Origin of the sequence: Stenotrophomonas sp. 364 (genome assembly GCF_009832905.1) — a bacterium.
Classification (GTDB): domain Bacteria; phylum Pseudomonadota; class Gammaproteobacteria; order Xanthomonadales; family Xanthomonadaceae; genus Stenotrophomonas; species Stenotrophomonas maltophilia_AP.
On record NZ_CP047135.1, the window covers coordinates 2,225,233 to 2,243,155 of the forward strand.

15 protein-coding genes are annotated in these 17,923 nt (G+C 69.3%); 10 read left to right on the plus strand and 5 right to left on the minus strand.

The window, feature by feature from the left end; translation table 11 throughout:
* Positions 1-21: 21 nt before the first annotated feature.
* Together GQ674_RS10155 and GQ674_RS10160 are read right to left on the minus strand one after the other, a co-directional pair.
* Entirely contained in the window at positions 22-2,841 is a 2,820-nt protein-coding gene (locus GQ674_RS10155) for a glycoside hydrolase family 3 C-terminal domain-containing protein (protein ID WP_201290241.1), read from the minus strand.
* A gap of 269 nt (positions 2,842-3,110) precedes the next feature.
* Positions 3,111-3,554 (minus strand): helix-turn-helix domain-containing protein, encoded by a 444-nt coding sequence (locus GQ674_RS10160; protein ID WP_159496975.1) that lies wholly within the window; start codon positions 3,552-3,554, stop codon positions 3,111-3,113.
* Positions 3,555-3,629: 75 nt separating this feature from the next.
* Here GQ674_RS10160 and GQ674_RS10165 point away from each other — a divergent pair, with 75 nt between their 5' ends.
* The 5 genes from GQ674_RS10165 (at position 3,630) to GQ674_RS10185 (ending at position 10,758) form a co-directional block, all read left to right on the plus strand.
* A complete protein-coding gene (locus tag GQ674_RS10165; protein WP_159496976.1) occupies positions 3,630-4,817 on the plus strand; it encodes an MFS transporter in 1,188 nt (395 codons plus the stop codon).
* A 176-nt stretch (positions 4,818-4,993) separates the two neighbouring features.
* Positions 4,994-5,611 (plus strand): translesion DNA synthesis-associated protein ImuA, encoded by a 618-nt coding sequence (gene imuA, locus GQ674_RS10170; protein ID WP_159496977.1) that lies wholly within the window; start codon positions 4,994-4,996, stop codon positions 5,609-5,611.
* A 9-nt stretch (positions 5,612-5,620) separates the two neighbouring features.
* On the plus strand, positions 5,621-7,036 hold the full coding sequence (locus tag GQ674_RS10175) for a DNA polymerase Y family protein (protein ID WP_159496978.1): 1,416 nt from the start codon (positions 5,621-5,623) through the stop codon (positions 7,034-7,036).
* Positions 7,033-10,134, plus strand: coding sequence for an error-prone DNA polymerase (locus GQ674_RS10180; protein WP_159496979.1), 3,102 nt, complete (start codon positions 7,033-7,035; stop codon positions 10,132-10,134). Before GQ674_RS10175 ends, GQ674_RS10180 begins: the two co-directional genes overlap by 4 nt.
* 117 nt (positions 10,135-10,251) lie before the next feature.
* Positions 10,252-10,758 carry a hypothetical protein gene (locus GQ674_RS10185; RefSeq protein WP_159496980.1) on the plus strand — a complete coding sequence of 169 codons (507 nt, stop codon included), beginning with the start codon at positions 10,252-10,254 and terminating at the stop codon, positions 10,756-10,758.
* On the opposite strand, the gene ptsJ is transcribed toward GQ674_RS10185, so the two are convergent.
* Positions 10,725-12,047, minus strand: coding sequence for a transcriptional regulator PtsJ (ptsJ, locus tag GQ674_RS10190; protein WP_159496981.1), 1,323 nt, complete (start codon positions 12,045-12,047; stop codon positions 10,725-10,727). The two genes, GQ674_RS10185 and ptsJ, sit on opposite strands and share 34 nt — an antisense overlap.
* 89 nt (positions 12,048-12,136) lie before the next feature.
* Between ptsJ and GQ674_RS10195 the strand changes: the two genes are divergently transcribed.
* The 4 genes from GQ674_RS10195 to GQ674_RS10210 are packed head-to-tail and all read left to right on the plus strand — an operon-like array spanning position 12,137 to position 14,382.
* Positions 12,137-12,916, plus strand: coding sequence for a YggS family pyridoxal phosphate-dependent enzyme (locus GQ674_RS10195; protein ID WP_159496982.1), 780 nt, complete (start codon positions 12,137-12,139; stop codon positions 12,914-12,916).
* Positions 12,913-13,647 carry a glutamine amidotransferase gene (locus GQ674_RS10200; protein ID WP_159496983.1) on the plus strand — a complete coding sequence of 245 codons (735 nt, stop codon included), beginning with the start codon at positions 12,913-12,915 and terminating at the stop codon, positions 13,645-13,647. The genes GQ674_RS10195 and GQ674_RS10200 overlap by 4 nt, the downstream gene beginning before the upstream one ends.
* Entirely contained in the window at positions 13,644-13,892 is a 249-nt protein-coding gene (locus GQ674_RS10205) for a hypothetical protein (RefSeq protein ID WP_159496984.1), read from the plus strand. The genes GQ674_RS10200 and GQ674_RS10205 overlap by 4 nt, the downstream gene beginning before the upstream one ends.
* A gap of 49 nt (positions 13,893-13,941) precedes the next feature.
* Entirely contained in the window at positions 13,942-14,382 is a 441-nt protein-coding gene (locus GQ674_RS10210; RefSeq protein WP_159496985.1) for a hypothetical protein, read from the plus strand.
* A 17-nt stretch (positions 14,383-14,399) separates the two neighbouring features.
* Here GQ674_RS10210 and GQ674_RS10215 read toward each other — a convergent pair whose 3' ends face one another.
* Entirely contained in the window at positions 14,400-15,296 is an 897-nt protein-coding gene (locus GQ674_RS10215; protein WP_159496986.1) for a LysR substrate-binding domain-containing protein, read from the minus strand.
* Positions 15,297-15,395: 99 nt separating this feature from the next.
* On the opposite strand from GQ674_RS10215, the gene GQ674_RS10220 reads away from it, so the two are divergent.
* Positions 15,396-15,596: a hypothetical protein gene (locus GQ674_RS10220; protein WP_159496987.1), complete on the plus strand. Its 201-nt coding sequence runs from the start codon at positions 15,396-15,398 to the stop codon at positions 15,594-15,596.
* Positions 15,597-15,634: 38 nt separating this feature from the next.
* On the opposite strand, the gene GQ674_RS10225 is transcribed toward GQ674_RS10220, so the two are convergent.
* A complete protein-coding gene (locus tag GQ674_RS10225) occupies positions 15,635-17,821 on the minus strand; it encodes a hypothetical protein (RefSeq protein WP_159496988.1) in 2,187 nt (728 codons plus the stop codon).
* Positions 17,822-17,923 lie beyond the last annotated feature (102 nt).

Consider the following 17,923-nt stretch of genomic DNA (forward strand, 5'->3'; position numbering starts at 1 on the left):
TTGGTCGGTAGCCGCCGTCGCTTAACGCACCACGCCACCGCTGAGCACGACCGGACTGGTTTCCACCGGCTCGTTGGCCGAGCGCGACAGCTGCAGTTCGTAGCGGCCTTCGGCGATCTTCCACTGCTTGTCGGCGGTGTCGAAGCTGGCCAGCGTCTTCGGCTCGGCCTCGATGCGGATCCGGCGCGATTCGCCCGGCTGCAGCGTGACCTTCTGGAAGCCGATCAGGCGGATCGGCGTGGCGCTGCCTTCCGGCATCTTCAGGTACAGCTGGGCCACGTCCGCACCGGCAACCTTGCCGGTGTTGCGGATGTCCACCGTGGCCACCAGGCGCTGGCCCATCGAGGTGGCGCTCAGGTTTTCATACGTGAAGGTGGTGTAGGACAGGCCGTGGCCGAACGCGAACTGCGGGGTCAGGCCCTTGGCCGCGAACCACTTGTAGCCAACGTTGGCGCCTTCGATGTCGTAATCGATGGTGTCATCCGGCTTGTGCTTCGGGTTGAAGCCCAGCCCGTTCACTTCCGGGCGCGGCAGCTGGCTGGCATCCACCGGCCAGGTCACCGGCAGGCGGCCGGACGGGTTGACCTTGCCGGTCAGCAGCGCGGCGATGCCTTCGCCCCCTCGGATGCCCGGGTACCACGCCTGCAGTACCGCCGGCACCTGCTGCAGCCACGGCAGCTCGACCGGGCCGTTGGTTTCCAGCACCACCACGGTCTTCGGGTTGGCCTTGGCCACCCCGGCGATCAGCGCGTCCTGGTTGTCGGGCAGCTTCATGTGCGGCAGGTCGACCGATTCAGCCGACCATTGCGTGGCAAACACGATCGCCACATCGGCGCCGGCGGCAGCGCGAGCGGCGGCGGCCACATCGCGGCCGTCCACGTATTCGATGCTGGCGTCCGGGCGCTCGGCACGCAGGGCTTCCAGCGGCGAGGACGGATGGAAGATCACCGGGCCCGGCCAGGTGGTCGGCAGCACGCCCGGCACCGCGTTGGTGCCCTTGGCGGTCCAGCCCACCATCGACGAGCCACCGCCGCCGATCACACCCTTGTCGGCGTGGCCACCGATGATCACGATGCGCTTGATCTCCGGGCCCAGCGGCAGCAGGTTGTTGGCGTTGCGCAGCAGCACGCTGCCCTCTTCGACGGTGCGCTGCGCGGCGGCGAAACCGGCGGCGTCGTCGATCGGCTGGTGCTGCGGCGGCAGGTCGAAATTGCCGTTGGCGAACATCGCACGCAGGATCCGCGACACCATGTCATCCAGACGCGCACGCGGCACCACGCCGCCATTGACAGCCAGGCGCAGCGGTTCATCGAAGTACACGGCCTTGTCGAACACTTCGCCGGCCGACTGCTGGTCCAGACCGGCCAGCGCCGCCTTCGAGCCGCTGTGCACGCCACCCCAGTCGGACATCACGAAACCGGGGAACTTCCACTCCTGCTTGAGCACCTGGTTCATCAGGTAGTCGTGCTCGCAGCCGTAGATGCCGTTGATGCGGTTGTAGGAGCACATCACCGAACCGGGCTTGCCGATGTCCAGTGCGATTTCGAACGCCAGCAGGTCCGATTCGCGCATGGCCTGCTCGCCGATCTCGGCGCTGTGGAAATTGCGCGAGGTCTCCATGTCGTTGAGCGCGAAGTGCTTCATCGTCGACACCACGTGCTGGCTCTGCACGCCGCGGATCGACTCGCCGACCAGGCGACCGGCCAGCAGCGGATCTTCGCCGGCGTACTCGAAGTTGCGGCCGTTGCGCGGATCGCGCTGCAGGTTGACGCTGCCGGCCAGCAGGATGTTGAAGCGCTGCTGCCAGGCCTCGCGGCCCATGGTGGCGCCACCGGCGAAGGCGACCTCCGGGTTCCAGCTGGACGCGGTGGACGGGCCGGACGGCATCGCCGTGGCGTGGTCGCCCTTGCGGATGCCGCCCGGGTTGGTCACGCCCACACCGGCATCGGCCGACTGCTGCGATGGAATGCCCAGGCGTGCCACGCCCGGTACGAAACCGGCCGAACCGACCGCGCCTTCCGGCAGCGGGCCGCCATCCTTGCCCAGCCCGAAGTAGCTGTGCAGCATCTGGAACTTCTCGTCGTCGGTCATCTTCGCCACGATCAGCCGCGCGCGTGCGTCGGCGTTGAGCGAGGTGTCCATCCACGGCGTATCGCCGCCGACCGGCGCGGCGTAGCCCAGGGTCAGCAGCTTGCCGGCGATCGCCGGGCTGTCGGCATCGATGCGCAGCTTGACTGCGGTGCTGGAGGCCGACTGGAAACCGTTGGAGCGGGCCACGTCGCCGTTGGCGTCGAAGCCGGTCACGGCGGCATCGTTGGCACCCAGCAGCACGGCCGGCGCGCCCACGCGCGAGGCGTCGATGAGCTGTTTGAAGCGCGCGCCATCGGCGGCGGCGGTATGGGTGTACAGCGCCACCACGTGGCGGCCGTCATTCAGGCGCAGGTAGTTCATGCCCGGGGCTTCGATGCCCGACTCCGCTTCCACCGGCAGACGCGAGATCACGATGCTGCCACGGCGCTCGGCCGACGCCGGGTCGGCACTGACGAAGCGGTAGGTGTAACCCAGCTGGTCGGCCAGCGCTTCCAGCGGATCCGGGACGTGGCTGGTGCCGCTGGTGTCCGCTTCGCGGTGCACGTTGCCGATGGTCAGCGCGTCCACGTTCATGGCCTGCAGCTGGGCCGCAACGTCGGCCGCATTGAGCCATTTCGGCGCCTGTTCCAGGCTGAGCACGGTGAAGGCGTCGGCTCCGCCGGTGGCGGCGGTGGGCGCGGCCCAGGCCGAGGCGGCCAGCGAGAGCGTGATGGCGGCCGTCAGGGCCAGTGGCTTTGTAATCGTTTTCATAAGCGGGCGAAACACCTTTGCTTGCGCAAAAAATCCAGGGAGTCGTGCCGCAGAAGGGTGCAGCGCCAAGATGGCGGATGCCGGCGCCTTGCAGGCCGGTATCGGGTATTACCAGTCAATGCAGCTACGACCAGGCCCCTCCGCCCGTCGATACAGCCGCCCTGCCCGGTGGGTGCCGCAGGCGGCACCCATCCGGTGAAGAGTCGTCCACCCTGTTCATCCCTGTCAACAGCGTGTTCAGTTTCGACGGCGCAGGGCCGCCTGGTCGATCACGACGCGGCGGGCTTGACCACGTGCGTTGCCTCGGGCGACAGCACGCGCCCTGCCCTGTCCTGCGGCAGCAGCGGCGCCAGCGGCTGGCCATCGGCCAGAGTGAGCAGCTGCGAACGTGGTTCATGTTCGGCGAACAGGAACGCTTCGCCCCACTGCCGCAGCGCCACTACCAGCGTGAACAGCGCCTGCCCTTTCGGTGTCAGGACGTAGTCGTGGTACCGGCTGCCATCGGCCGCCGGCTGCTGGGCGAGCACGCCGGACTCCTGCAGCGCCTGCAGGCGCTGACTGAGCATGCTGCGCGACATGCCCAGGCTGCGTTGGAAATCACTGAACCGGTGCACCCCATCGAAGGCGTCGCGCACGATCAGCAGCGACCAGCGGTCGCCGATCAGGTCCAGCGCACGGGCCACCGGGCAGGTGGCGTTGGGATCGTCGTGCATGGGGCACCTCCATAATTGGTTTTATTTTAGAACCAGATCATCCAGAATCAACTGGTTCTATTTTGAGACCATACGATGTCCATCGCCGCACCCCTGCCCCGTACCACCACGCCCCTCCTGGTGTTGTTCGCCTGTGCCGCCGGGCTCAGCGTGGCCAACGTCTACTACGCCCAACCGCTGCTGGATGCACTGGCCGCCGACCTGCACATCGGCACCGCCCGGATCGGCGCGGTCATCGCCGCCACCCAGCTGGGCTCGGTGATCGCGCTGCTGTGGCTGGTGCCGCTGGGCGACCGGTTGGAACGCAGGCGCCTGATGGCGGCGCAGAGCGTGGGGCTGGTCGTGGCCCTGTTGGGCGTTGCCCTGGCCGGCAACGCCACCGCGCTGCTGCTGGGCATGCTGGCGGTGGGCCTGCTCGGCACCGCGATGACCCAGGGGCTGATTGCCTATGCCGCCGCTGCGGCGGGCCCGCATGAGCGTGGCCGCGTGGTCGGTGCCGCGCAGGCCGGCGTGGTGATCGGCCTGCTGCTGGCCCGGGTGGTAGCCGGTGGCGTGGCCGACCTGGGGGGCTGGCGTGCGGTGTATGTGCTGTCGGCGGTGCTGATGGTGGTCAGCGGCGCGGTGCTGTGGCTGCGCCTGCCACGGCTGCCGGTGGCCGATGCCGCGCCCCGGATCGGGTTGATCACTCTGCTGCGCCAGCAATCGGTGCTGCGCCAACGCGGCGTGCTCGGACTGCTGCTGTTCACCGCGTTCGGGCTGTTCTGGAGCAGCATGGCGCTGCCATTGAGCGCGCCGCCGCATGCGCTCAGCCATACCGCCATCGGTGCATTCGCACTGGTCGGCCTGCTCGGCGCGTTGGCCGCCGCGCGCAGCGGGCACTGGAGCGATCGCGGCCATGCCCACCGTGTTTCCTTTGCTGCGCTGCTGCTGTTGCTGTTGAGCTGGGCCCCGCTGGCGGCGTTGCCGCTGCACCTGGGCTGGCTGGTACTGGGCGTGCTGTTGCTGGATCTGGCGGTACAGGCACTGCACGTGACCAACCAGAGCCTGATCCTGGCCGCCGCGCCCAACGCGCAGGCGCAGGTGATCGCCGCCTACATGCTGTTCTATGCGGCCGGCAGCGGGATCGGCGCGCTGCTGGGCAGCAGCCTGTATGCCGCGTATGGCTGGAGCGGTGTCTGCACTGCCGGCGCCCTGGTTTCGTTGCTTGCGCTGGGCGCGTGGTGGACGGTTTCCGCCCGCGACCACCGGCGGGCCACTGACTGAAGCATTCATCACCCCGGCTGCGTTCAAACTGCCGGCGCGTCAATCGTTAGCATTTTTACTAATTGCCGGTAGGATTGGCGGTCTCAGCCCCTGACACCGACCCTGCCGATACTGCCCGCCATGCCCCGCCTTGCCGCCCCTGCCCACCTGCGCCAGCCCTCCCGGGAGGTGCGTTGATGGGCGCGGTCGTCGCCCTGGACCAGTTGCTGGAAAGCCGGCAGGTCTGGCGCGGCAGGCCGCAGGCCACGCCGCCGGCCACCGCCCCGCACCCTACCGGCCACCCGGCGCTGGACGCCCGCCTGCCAGGGGGCGGCTGGCCGCCGGCGGCGCTGTCGGAGGTGCTGCTGGCTGGGCCTGGGCAAGGCGAGCTGGCGCTGGTCTGGCCCACCCTGGCGCGGCTGAGCCAGCAGCAGCAGACCATCGTGCTGATTGCCCCGCCCTACCTGCCGCATGCGCCGGGCTGGGCCGGTGCCGGGCTGGCCTTGAACCAGGTGCAGGTGGTGCGGGCAACGCCGCGTGATGCCCTGTGGGCCGCCGAACAGTGCCTGCGTTCTGCTGCCTGTGCGGCCGTGCTGTGTTGGCCGCAGCAGGCCGACGACCGCGCCCTGCGCCGGCTGCAGGTGGCCGCCGAAACCGGCCAGTGCCTGGGGTTCGCCTTCCGCGACCTGCGCCAGGCACGCAACGCCTCGCCGGCGCCACTGCGGCTGCAGCTTGAGCATGGCCAGGTGCGCGTGCTCAAGTGCCGCGGCGGCATGGCCCCGGCGCAGCCGTTGCCGCTGGCCCTGGCGCATTGAGCGGCCGCCGTGCACTGGGCCTGCCTGTTGCTGCCACAGCTGGCGCTGGATGCCGCCCTGCGCCAGCAGCCCGATCCGTCGGTGCCGCTGGTGCTGCTCAGCGGTCCGGCGCAGCGTCGCGTACTGCATGCGGTGAGTCCGGCGGCGCGCCAGCTTGGGCTGCGCCGCGGCATGCTGCTGTCGGCTGCGCAGGTCCTCACCCGCGACATGCGCACCGTCGAGCACGACCCGCACGCCGAACAGGCCACCCGGCAGTTGCTGGCCAGTTGGCTGTATGGCATCAGCTCGCAGGTCAGCCTGGCCTTCCCGCATGCGCTGGCGCTGGAGATCGGCGCCAGCCGCGCGCTGTTCGGTGACTGGCCCGCGATCGAAAAGCGCCTGTGCGAGGGCCTCAAGGACCTCGGCTTCCGCCATCGCCTGGTGGCCGCACCCAACCCGCATGCGGCCTGGGTGCTGACCCGCGTGCATGCACGGCTGGGGGTGGAGGCCCAGCAGCTGGAGGCCACATTGGCACAGGTGCCGATTGAACACAGCGGGCTGCCGGCCGAGGCAGCCACGGTGCTGGCACGCTCGGGCCTGCGCACGCTGGGAGCGGCCTTCCAGTTGCCGCGCGACAGCCTGGCGCGGCGTTTTCCGCCGACGGTCCTGGCCCATCTGGATGCACTGCGCGGGATCAGCATGCCGCCGCTGCGCTACTACCAGCCGCCGGACCGCTTCGACGCACGCATCGAGTTCGAGTACGAGATCGAGTCCACCCAGGCGCTGCTGTTCCCGCTGCGCCGGCTCACCGGCGACCTGGCGGCCTTCCTGTGTTCGCGCGATGGCGGCGTGCAGCGCTTCACGTTGTGGTTCGAACACGACCAGCACCCGGACACCTGCCTGGCCATCGGCCTGCTCGCGCCCGAGCGCGATGCGGCCATGCTGTTCGAACTGGCGCGCAACCGGGTGGACCACCTGCAGCTGCCCGCCGGCAGCCGAGGCCTGCGCCTGCAGGCCGACCACCTGCCCCCGTTCGTGCCGGCCGCGCGCGACCTGTTCGACCCCCGCCCGCAACAGGCAATGCCCTGGGAACAGGTGCGCGAGCGGCTGCGTGCCCGGCTGGGCGATGACGCGGTACAGGGCCTGGGGCTGCGTGCCGAACATCGTCCCGAACGTGCCAGCGGCGATGCCCACGGTGCGCCCAAAGGCCCGCCGCCGGTCCTGCCCGTGCGCCCGGGCTGGTTGCTGCCACGCCCGCAGCCGCTGCTCGACCCGCACCTGCGCATCGTGTCCGGGCCGGAACGGATCGAATCGGGCTGGTGGGATGAAGGCGATATCCGCCGCGATTACTACGTGATCGAAACCGGCCAGGGCCAGCGCGGCTGGGCCTATACCAGCGCCGATGGGCGCGGCGGGCCGTGGATGCTGCACGGCTGGTTTTCATGAGCACCGCCCTGCCCGACTACGCCGAGCTGCATTGCCTGTCGGCCTTCAGCTTCCAGCGCGGCGCGTCGATCGCCGAGGAACTGTTCGCACGCGCCAAGGGCCAGGGCTACCGCGCGCTGGCGATCACCGACGAATGCTCGCTGGCCGGCATCGTGCGGGCCTGGCAGGCAGCGAAGAAGCACGACCTGGCGCTGATCACCGGCGCGGAGTTCCAGCTCGACGACGGCCCCAAGCTGGTGCTGCTGTGCACCGACCTGGCCGCCTATGCCGGCCTGTGCCAGCTGATCACCACCTGCCGCCGGCGCGCGCCCAAGGGCGAGTACCGCTGCCTGCGCGAGGATCTGGATACGCTGCCCGACAGCCTGCTGTGCCTGTGGCTGGACCGCGTGCCCAACGCCGATGACGCCGCCTGGCTGCAGGCCCGCTTCGCACAGCGGCTGTGGCTGGCGGTGGAGCTGCACCGGGAGGCCGATGACAGCCAGCGCCTGGCCGCGCTGCAACGCTTCGGTCGCGAGCATGCCATCCCGCTGGTGGCCAGCGGCGATGTGCACATGCACGTGCGCCGCCGCCGCGCCCTGCAGGACACCCTCACCGCGATCCGCCACCACTGCACCATCGCCGATGCCGGCTGGCGGCTGTTTGCCAACGGCGAACGGCATGTGCGCACCCGCCAGGCGCTGGCCGCGCTGTACCCGCCGGCCTTGCTGGCCGAAACCGTGCGTATCGCCGACCGCTGCCACTTCGACCTCAAGCAGCTGCAGTACACCTACCCGCGCGAACTGATCCCGGCCGGGCACGACCCGGCCAGCTGGCTGCGCACGCTGGTGGAGGACGGCATGCAATGGCGGTGGAAAGAAGGCGCCACGGCAAAACAGCGCACGCAGATCGAACACGAACTCGACCTGATCCACACGAAACAGTACGAGTCCTACTTCCTGACCGTGCACGACATCGTGCGCTTCGCGCGCAGCCAGAAGATCCTCTGCCAGGGCCGCGGCTCGGCCGCCAATTCCTCGGTGTGCTACGTCCTGGGTGTGACCGAAATCGACCCCAGCGAGATGGAACTGCTGTTCGAGCGCTTCATCTCCGCCGAACGCGACGAGCCGCCGGACATCGACATCGACTTCGAACACGAGCGCCGCGAGGAAGTGCTGCAGTACGTGTTCAACCGCTACGGTCGCGAACGCGCTGCATTGACCGCGGTGGCGATCAGCTACCGTGGCCGCAGTGCGGTGCGCGACGTGGCCCGCGTGCTCGGCCTGCCGCCGGACCAGGTCAACGAACTGGCCGCCTGCCTGGACCGCTGGAGCAGCCATGAACCGCTGCCCGAGGCCCTGCGCGAGCGCGGCTTCGACCCGGACACGCCGCTGATGCGGCGGGTGGTGGCGTTGACCAGCGAACTGGTCGATTTCCCGCGCCACCTGTCCCAGCACCCGGGCGGTTTCGTGATTTCCGAGCACCCGCTGTCCACCCTGGTGCCGGTCGAAAACGCGGCCATGGCCGACCGCACCGTGATCCAGTGGGACAAGGACGACCTGGACGCCACCGGGCTGATGAAGGTGGACTGCCTGGCACTGGGCATGCTCACCGCCGTGCGCAAATGCCTGGCCATGCTGCACGCGCACGGCGCACCTTTGATGGGCATGGCCGATATTCCTCCCGGCGACACGAAAACCTACGACATGATCTGCCGCGCCGACACCCTGGGGGTGTTTCAGATCGAATCGCGTGCGCAGATGGCCATGCTGCCGCGCATGCAGCCGCGCTGTTTCTACGACCTGGTGATCGAAGTGGCGATCGTGCGCCCCGGCCCGATCCAGGGCGACATGGTCCACCCCTATCTGAACCGGCGTAAAAAGCTCAAGGAAGAAGGCATCGAGGAAATCGACTACCCGCCCGCGCTGGAGAAGGTATTCAAGCGCACCTTGGGCGTGCCGCTGTTCCAGGAGCAGGTGATGCAGCTGGCGGTGGCCGCGGCCGGCTTTACCGCAGGCGAGGCCGACGCGCTGCGCCGTTCGATGGCGGCCTGGAAACGCCATGGCGGGCTGGAGCCGCACCGCGACCGCCTGCTCACCGGCATGGCCGCCCGTGGCCACAGCCGCGAATACGGCGAACGCCTGTTCGAGCAGATCAAGGGCTTCGGCAGTTATGGCTTCCCGGAAAGCCACGCGGCCAGCTTCGCGCTGATCACCTATGTCAGTTGCTGGCTCAAGTGCCACCACCCGTCGGCGTTTGCCGCCAGCCTGATCAACAGCCAGCCGCTGGGGTTCTACACCCCCGACCAGATCCTGCAGGACGCGCGCCGCCACGGCGTACCGGTACTGCCGGTGGATGTGCGCCGCAGCGACTGGGACTGCACGCTGCTGCCGCCCACGGCGCCCGACCGCCCGTTCGGCATCCGCCTGGGCCTGCGCCTGATCGATGGCTTCAGCGAAGATGTCGCCACCGCGCTGGTGCAGGCACGCGCGCGGCAGCCGTTCGACAGCGTGGCCGACCTCAGCCAACGCGCGCGGCTGGATCGCCGCCACCAGGGCCTGCTGGCCGATGCGGGGGCGTTGAAGGGGTTGAGCGGCCATCGCCATCGCGCGCGCTGGGAAGTGTCGGGCGTGGAAAAACCGTTGCCGCTGTTCGACACCGCACGGGCCACCGTGGAAGCCAGCGTGCCGTTGCCGCCGCCCAGTGCGCTGGAGGACATGCAGGCCGACTACAACAGCACCGGCACCACCCTGGGCCGGCACATGGTGGCCTTCATCCGCGCGCAGCTGCGCCAGCGCCGCTGCCAGCGTTCGGACGAACTGGCCGCCCTGCCGCATGGGCGCGCCGTGCGGTTTGCCGGGCTGGTGCGCATGCGCCAACGCCCGCAGACCGCCAGCGGGGTCACCTTCCTGACCCTGGAAGACGAATGCGGCATGGTCAACGCCGTGGTCTGGCGCAAGACCGCCGACCGCCAGCACCGGGTGCTGGTGGAAGCGCGGATGATGCAGATCGACGGCCGCCTGGAACGCGTGGATGGCGTGCAGCACCTGATCGTGCGGCAGATGTACAACATCGACTCCCTGATCGAAGGCGTGCGCACGCACAGTCGGGATTTCCATTGATGCCGCGCAGCAACACGTGACCAACTTCACGATCACTGCAAATACAGACTTTCCCGACTGGTGTCGCAATCAACCATTGCGGTATGGTCGCGAGCTTCCAAGGATCTGGAGCCGCCAATGTCACGCGCACTCACCCTCACCACGCTGGTTGTCTCCAGCCTTGCGCTTGTCGTTTCCGCCTGGACCGGCATCCGCCTGCACCAGAGCCAGGCCCACGACCGGGTGATCACCGCACGCGGGCTGGTCATCCAGGACAGCACCGGCCAGGCCCGGGTGATTCTTGGCGCACCGGTGCCCGACCCGCTCAGCAAGGGCATCTCGCAGGGGCCGCGCGCATCGCCGTTGTCAGGGCTGATCCTGCTCGGCGCCGACGGTTCCGAACGCGGCGGCTACGGCACCGCCGATGTCGGGGATGAAGCCATGCTCACCCTGGACGATGCCAGTGGCACCACCGAAGTATTCAAGGTCACCGCCAATCCGGATCGCGGCGCCACCCTGGTGATCAAGCACCAGAACAGCACCGGCGCCATGCTCACTTCCTGGCAGGGCAAGCCGGAGTTGATCTTCGTCGGCGACAACGGCCAATCGCACTACGTGCGCCCGAGTACCCCCAGCGCGCCGTGATCCTCCAGCGCCTGGCGTAGATCAAGCGCAACGCGGCGCGCGTCGCCGGCGGCCAGCATGGCGGTGGTGATGCGCAGGCCGTGCACGCCCGGCTGCACGGCAAACACTTCGCCGCCGCGCAGCTGCCACCCGCGCTGGGCCAGCGCCAGCACCAGCGCCTGGCTGTCGGCGGCAAGCGGCACCCACAGGTTCAGCCCGTCCATCACCGCAGGGGTCTGGATGCCCTGCTCGCCCAGTGCCTGCTGCAACACCTGGCAACGCTGCGCATAGTCGCGCCCGGCCTTGGCCACGCGCGCCATCACCCGCGCCGAGCCCAGCGCCGCGGCTGCCGCATCCTGCAGCAGGTGGCTGACCCAGCCGGTGCCGGGGGCCATGCGCAGGCGCAGGCGTGCGGCGGTGTCGGCATCGCAGCCCAGCACCGCCAGGCGCAGGTCAGGCCCGAGCGCCTTGGACAGCGAACGCACCAGCACCCAGCGCCGCGTGCGCGCGGCGATCACCGAGTGGTACGGCTGCTGCGACAACAATGCGAAATGATCGTCCACCAGCACCAGCACCTGCGGATGCCGTTCCAGCACCTGGCGCAGTTCGCGCGCGCGGCGTTGGCTGAGGCTGGCGCCGGTGGGGTTGTGCGCACGCGGGGTCAGCAGCACCGCACGCGCACCGGCATCCAGCGCCGCCGCCAGCGCCGCCGGCACCATGCCATGTTCATCGATGGCCACCGCCAGCGTGGCGTGCCCGCCCGCGCGCAGGGTGTTGAGGCTGCCGAGAAAGCATGGATTCTCCACCGCCACACGGTCGCCCGGCACCAGCCAGCTACCCAGCACCCGCTCGATCGCATCGACCGCGCCATGGCTGAGTTCCAGCGCATACCCGGGCGGGCAATCCGGGTCCAGCTGCGCGCGTGCCAACCGCTCCAGCTGCGGGTCGATGGTGGGGGTGCCGTACAGGCGCGGAGCCCGTTCCGGCAACAACCCCCGCAGGTCCGGCAGCCATTGCGGGTCGGGGTTGCCACTGGACAGATCGTGCAACGCCGAACCGCCCGTACTGCCCTCCTGGGCACCGACCGCCGGCGGCGCGGTCACCACTGTGCCGCGCCGGCCCTGGGTCTGCGCCAGCCCGGCCGCGTCCAGCCGCTTGTAGGCGGCGGCCACCGTATTGCGGTTGATCTGCAGCTGCAGGGCCAGGTCGCGGACCGGCGGCAGCAGCTGGCCCGGTACCAGCGCCCCACTGAGGATCTGCTGGCGGATGCTGTCGAACACCGCGCTGGCGGTCTGGCCGGTGATTTTCATTTTGTCCTATGCCAATATACGGATCGTCCCGGGACAGTGTTGCACGTGCCGGACCGCCCGTGCAGCCGCCCTCGCTTCAGGAGTTCCCCATGCCCATCGCACGCCCCGACTGGCCGCAGGCCACCACCGTCGACACCATCGCCCACAACCTGGCGGCCGTGCGCCAGCGCATCGCGCGTGCGTGCGAACGTGCCGGCCGCGATCCGGCCGGCGTGCGCCTGCTGCCGGTCAGCAAGACTGTCGACCAGGCACGGCTGCGCCTGGCCTGGGAAGCCGGCTGCCGCGAACTGGGCGAGAACAAGGTGCAGGAGGCCCAGGCCAAGGCCGACGGCATGGCCGACCTGCCGATCCGCTGGTCGGTGATCGGCCACCTGCAGACCAACAAGGCCCGCGACGTGGCGCGCTTCGCCAGTGAATTCCAGGCACTGGACAGCCTCCGCGTGGCCGAGGCACTGGACCGCCGGCTGGCGCTGGAGCAGCGCACGCTGGACGTGTTCGTGCAGGTAAACACCTCCGGCGAGGCCAGCAAGTACGGCCTGGATCCGATCGCGGTGGCGGACTTCATGCAGCAGTTGCCGGCCTTTCCCCGGCTGCGCGTGCGCGGACTGATGACGCTGGCGGTGTTCTCGTCCGACCCGGCGCAGGTACGCCCGTGCTTCGTACGCCTGCGTGACCTGCGCGACCGCCTGCGGCCCACCCTGCCGGACGGGATCCTGCTGGACGAGTTGTCGATGGGCATGTCCGGCGACTTCGACCTGGCCATCGAAGAAGGTGCCACCGTGGTGCGGGTCGGCCAGGCCATCTTCGGCGCGCGCGCCACCCCGGACAGCTTCTACTGGCCCACCAGCGCCGCCGAGGGCACCCCATGAAGGCGGTGGCGATCCAGCACGTCGCATTTGAAGACACGGGAATACTCGCTCCGTTGTTGGCCGCACGCGGTTGGCAGCTGCAGACACTGCAGGCCGGCATCGACCGCCTGGACGACGCCGAGACCGCCGATCTGCTGATCGTGCTGGGCGGGCCGATCAGCGCCAATGACGTGCAGGCCTACCCGCATCTGCAGGTGCTGCATGCCCTGCTGCGCTCACGCCTGGCCGCGGACCGCCCGACGCTGGGCATCTGCCTGGGCGCGCAGCTGGTGGCCCGCGCACTGGGCGCCAGCGTGACGCCGATGGGCGCGAAGGAAATCGGCTTCGCGCCGTTGTCGCTGACCGATGCCGGCCTCGCCTCGCCCCTGCGCGCCCTGGTGGGCATCCCGGTGCTGCACTGGCATAGCGAATCCTTCACCCTGCCCGACGGTGCACAACGCCTGGCGGCCACGCCCGCCTGTGCGCAGCAGGCGTTCGCCATCGGCCACCACCTGCTGGCCCTGCAGTGCCATCCCGAGGTCGACGCCACCCGCATCGACACCTGGCTGATCGGCCATGCCGACGAACTGCAGCGCGCGGGTATTGATCCCCGCACCCTGCGCGAACAGGCTGCCCGTTACGCCGCGCCACTGGCGGCCGCCGCACGCGACCTGTTCGCCGCGTGGCTGGATGCACTGCCGACGCCGGCGCCTGTTACCGATGCGCCCCTTGCCGGGACGGTGTCCGCATGAGCAGCCATCGCCTGATCGTGCACCAGCACGGCGTGCTGCTGGGCCACTTCGATAGCGCCGGTCCGCAGGCCCGCCATCACCTGCATACCCTGGCCACGCAGTTGCCGGCCGCCGCCGGGTTCCAGCTGCAATGGCAGCAGGCCATCGGCGAACAGCGGCTGTTGAGCAGCGGCCCGGCGGGCCTGAAGGTGCTGGGCAGCGAAGTGGTCTATCAGGACATCGCCACGCCTGTGGACAGCGGCTGACCCACCAGCGATAGAATCAGCAACGACACACCACTGCTTCGGGGGGATGATGAAGAAGATTTTCCTTGCGGTCGGCATCACCATCGCCGTTTCTGCGTGCGCCACCACGCCCATCAACACCAGCACGGCACGTTCGACGCCACCGGAGCGGATCTTCGCACCCGAGCTCATGCAGCCAGGCCAGGACAAGGTGGTACTGATCGTCGCGCGAGACGCAGGCTTCATGGGAAGCGGCTGCATGACGGCGGTATACCTGGACGGCCGCAAGGTTTCCACCATCGACAACGCCGAGAAGGTCACCTTCCATGTGGCGCCGGGCAGGTACATTCTCGGCACCGGCCCCAATCCGGAAGGCAAGGCGCTGTGCCGGTTCGGCGCGGAAAGTGCACGGCGAGAGACCGAGATCATCGCCGAGCTCGGCAAGCCGTTGAAGTACCGCCTGGCGCTCAGCGCCAACGGTGAAATCTCGGTCGCGCCCACCGCGTTCTGAGCTACGTCATCCGCCGGTCATCCGGGCTGGCGCATGTGCTCTGCATGTTCCTGCGCCTGCGCATGCAGCCATTGGCGGAAGTCCAGAAAGCCCTGGTGGCGGGCCGAGCGCGGCGGATACACCAGCCAATGCGACCAGCGCGTCTTCAAGCGGTGCGGTGACAAGGCCACCAACTGGCCCGAATCGAGCAGCAGCCGCGCCCGCGTCACCCGCCCCAGCGCTACCCCGAAGCCGTCCAGCGCCGCGCGATGGTGTGACTCCGAATCGTTGAGCATGGCCACGTAGCGGCGCGGCGGGTCCTGGCCGATCTGTGCGAACCAGCGCTGCCATTCGCCATCGGGATCCCCCAACAGCGGCCATTCCGAGAGCGGGCGCGCATCCACGCCGCCCATGCGCTCCACCAGCGCGGGGCTGGCCATCGGCATCAACCACTCATCGAACAACGGCTCGGCGTGCACACCCACCCACTGCCCGGCACCCACGCGAAGCGCGGCATCGCACTGCACGTTGCGGTCGAAATCGGTCAGGCGTTCGCTGGACTCCAGGTTGAACTCGACCTCCGGATGCGCGGCCACGAACGAGCCCAGCCGCGGCACCAGCCAGTTGGAGGCCATCGAGGGCAGCGCGCTGACCGTGAGCACGCGGTCGTGGCGTGCGCCGAACGGCTGGAAGACCTGCTGGATCGCATCCAGATGCGGCCCCACCTGCTCGAGCAGGCGCTGGCCTTCAGGCGTGACGCCCACCCCGCGCGGTTGCCGCAGCAGCAGCGGGTAACCCAGCCGCTGTTCCAGCTGGCGCATCTGGTGGCTGAGTGCGCTGACCGTCAGGTTCAACGACTCCGCCGCCCGGGTGAGGTTGCCCAGGCGCGCGGCGGTCACGAAATTCTGCAGGGGCTGCAGGGGCATGCGGGACATGTCGACTTGAATCCTGTTCAAGACCAGGTTGCGGAAATGTCGCTTTTTCGCCCCGCATCCTGCACCTATCGTCAACGCTCCTCAAGTGGAGCGTGGACCATGAACATCTACAGCGGCCTGTTGTTCCTGCAGGGGCACATCACCCATGTCGACCTGGCGCGCCAGCTGGCGGGTGGGGAAACGGCACCCGCGGCGCCCTCCCCAACGGGTAAGCGGGAGGCGGCATGTGGCGCAGCCAGCACTGGCGAGGAGGGGTGTGCGGGTGCGCCACTGCAACCGGACCCGTGCGCCAATGCCTGAGGGTGCGGGCGCGTCTTGCAGCCACACATGGCGTGGCTCTACCGGGGAGCGGCCTTGGGGGCCGGCAGCACGCGGGGTTGCTGGTCGTACCAGTCGCGTGCGCCCGCCAGGTGCCACTTGCGCTGCTCGCCGTCCAGTTCGATGCCCGCGCCCAGAACGCCCCAGCGCAGGTACAGGTTGCCGCGGCGCCTGGCCTGGGCCAGGTCCAGCCGCGCGCGCAGCGACAGCCGCTCGTTTTCGGCTTGCAGGTCATCCACCCACATTTCGCCACTGCGCCAGCGCAGCTTCCCGCTGGCCTGCACCTCGCCGGAATCGAGCATGCCCAGCACCCAGCGCGGGTACGCGCTGCGCTCGGCGAACACCCCCAGCAACGGCCCCGCATCGCGCAGGCGCAGATCGGCCTGGGCGGTGACTTCAAACGGTGCGGCTGCATCGACGTGGCCCTGGCGCAGCGCCACCGTGCCCCACCAGTTGTTCTGTCCGGCGCCGTCGCCGACCTGGATGTTGCGCAGCGCCACCGTTGTGCCGCCCAGGTCAAACTGCTTGGCATCGAAGTCGGCACGCTTTACCCGTGCCTGCAGCTGCGCATCGCCGCGCAGCGCGATGCCGGCCACCTGCAGTTGTGCGCCGCGCCCGCGCAGGTCGGCCCGGCCGGTGCCCACGCGACCGGCCGAGTCCATTTCGACATCGCCACTGAGCAGGCCGGTACCGCCCAGCAGGCGCACATTGCCGGTGCCGCCGCCCAGGTAGCGGTTGTACGCGGTGAGGTCGGGCACGCGCGCGTCGTTGAAGCGCAGGTGCGCGCGCATGCCGTCACGCAACTGCTGCAGGCGGGCGTCGCCACGCAAGGTCAGGGCCATGGCGTGGCCGTCGAACAGCAGCGCCTTGGGCGCGTCGGTCGGTGCGGCGCGGAACGCGGGGATCTTGACGTCCAGCTGCGCCTGCGCCGGCTCGCCGGCCACGATGCTGCCGTGCGCATTGGCCTGCCCGAGCAGCCGCACCCCGGCCACCTCGGCCACGGCCGCCACCTGCGGGATGTCCAGCGTACTGCCCGCAGCCAGCTGGCCATCGGCGATCTTCAGGTCGCCTTCCAGCAGGCCGCCGCCATCGAGGTGGAACCACGGCTTGCGCACGAACAGATCGGCGATCCAGTTCAAGGACTCGAACTTCCATGCGCCCTGCACCTGCCCTGTCAGCCGCGGCAGCAGTTCGGCCGGGGCGCGGAACGGGATCTTACGGCCGGTTATACGCAGGTCGGCATGCAGTTCGCTGCCGGTTTCCGGGTCGCGGGGCAACCGCGCCTGCACGCGCATGTCCTGTGCCACATCCAGCTGCAGCGCCAGCAGCCCGCGATCGTCGGCGTTCACCCCGGCATGCACCGGCACCCTCCATACCATCCGGCTGCCGGGTTGCAGCGCGCCCCGGTCCAGCACCACGTCGCCGATAAGACGGGCGTTCGACGGCGCGCTGCCGACGCTGACGTGCGGTCCGCCGGTGTCGATTTCCACGGCGCGGCTGCGCGCATCCACCTGCAGTTGTGCCCAGGTGATGTCCAGCTTGCGCAGGCCCGGCGCTTCGTCGCGGTAGTGGCGCGGGAAATGGAACCGCGCCGCAAGGTGGGCCTCATCGAGCACCCGTACCCCGCCCACGGTCACCTCGGCCTTCTCGAAGCCGGCCGTGGAGTCGAACAATTCAGACGGCCCGCCCTTCAACTGCTTGAGGAAGCCGACCGTGCCGTGCCCCTGCCCGGCAATGAAGAGCGTGCCGAAACGGCCGCTGCGGATACTGTCGCTGTGGATCGCATCGAAGCGCAGCGTCCAGCCACGGTCACTGCGCGGCGGTGGCGGAATGCCCTTGTCCACGCGCTCGACCTCGGCCTCCACGCCCGTGGCATCAATCCGCGGTATGCGCACCTCACGGCGGAACAGCGCCGGCAGGTCGATCCAGGCGCCTGCGCGGTCGGCACGGAAAATATAGACGGTGTGTCCGGCCTGGCCGCGCATGCGCAGGTTCCAGACCACGGCATGGCCGGGCAGCAGGGTCAGCGCGGGCCCGGTCTGCATGCTGAATTTCTCAGGCTTGCGGTTGGTGACCGCATCAAACAGCGGCGTATTGAGGAACACGTTGCCGGCGATCAGGTACAGCGCATACAGCGCCAGCAGCGAGAGCAACGCCACGCGCCATGACCGGGGCCAGCGACGGACGCGCTCGGGAATCAGGGGCATGTAGATACGCGCGCGGAAGCAGAATGACCCTCACACTATCGGCAGACGGCTGGCGCAGCCGCGTGAAGACAATGCGCGACAGCGAGCGACAGGTCACTCCGC

Excerpts from the sequence above, each read along its gene's own strand:
- GQ674_RS10155 (WP_201290241.1), bottom strand. The coding sequence starts at position 2,841 with ATGAAAACGATTACAAAGCCACTGGCCCTGACGGCCGCCATCACGCTC.
- GQ674_RS10160 (WP_159496975.1), bottom strand. The coding sequence starts at position 3,554 with ATGCACGACGATCCCAACGCCACCTGCCCGGTGGCCCGTGCGCTGGAC.
- GQ674_RS10165 (WP_159496976.1), top strand. The coding sequence starts at position 3,630 with ATGTCCATCGCCGCACCCCTGCCCCGTACCACCACGCCCCTCCTGGTG.
- imuA (WP_159496977.1), top strand. The coding sequence starts at position 4,994 with ATGGGCGCGGTCGTCGCCCTGGACCAGTTGCTGGAAAGCCGGCAGGTC.
- GQ674_RS10180 (WP_159496979.1), top strand. The coding sequence starts at position 7,033 with ATGAGCACCGCCCTGCCCGACTACGCCGAGCTGCATTGCCTGTCGGCC.
- GQ674_RS10185 (WP_159496980.1), top strand. The coding sequence starts at position 10,252 with ATGTCACGCGCACTCACCCTCACCACGCTGGTTGTCTCCAGCCTTGCG.
- ptsJ (WP_159496981.1), bottom strand. The coding sequence starts at position 12,047 with ATGAAAATCACCGGCCAGACCGCCAGCGCGGTGTTCGACAGCATCCGC.
- GQ674_RS10195 (WP_159496982.1), top strand. The coding sequence starts at position 12,137 with ATGCCCATCGCACGCCCCGACTGGCCGCAGGCCACCACCGTCGACACC.
- GQ674_RS10200 (WP_159496983.1), top strand. The coding sequence starts at position 12,913 with ATGAAGGCGGTGGCGATCCAGCACGTCGCATTTGAAGACACGGGAATA.
- GQ674_RS10205 (WP_159496984.1), top strand. The coding sequence starts at position 13,644 with ATGAGCAGCCATCGCCTGATCGTGCACCAGCACGGCGTGCTGCTGGGC.
- GQ674_RS10210 (WP_159496985.1), top strand. The coding sequence starts at position 13,942 with ATGAAGAAGATTTTCCTTGCGGTCGGCATCACCATCGCCGTTTCTGCG.
- GQ674_RS10215 (WP_159496986.1), bottom strand. The coding sequence starts at position 15,296 with ATGTCCCGCATGCCCCTGCAGCCCCTGCAGAATTTCGTGACCGCCGCG.
- GQ674_RS10220 (WP_159496987.1), top strand. The coding sequence starts at position 15,396 with ATGAACATCTACAGCGGCCTGTTGTTCCTGCAGGGGCACATCACCCAT.
- GQ674_RS10225 (WP_159496988.1), bottom strand. The coding sequence starts at position 17,821 with ATGCCCCTGATTCCCGAGCGCGTCCGTCGCTGGCCCCGGTCATGGCGC.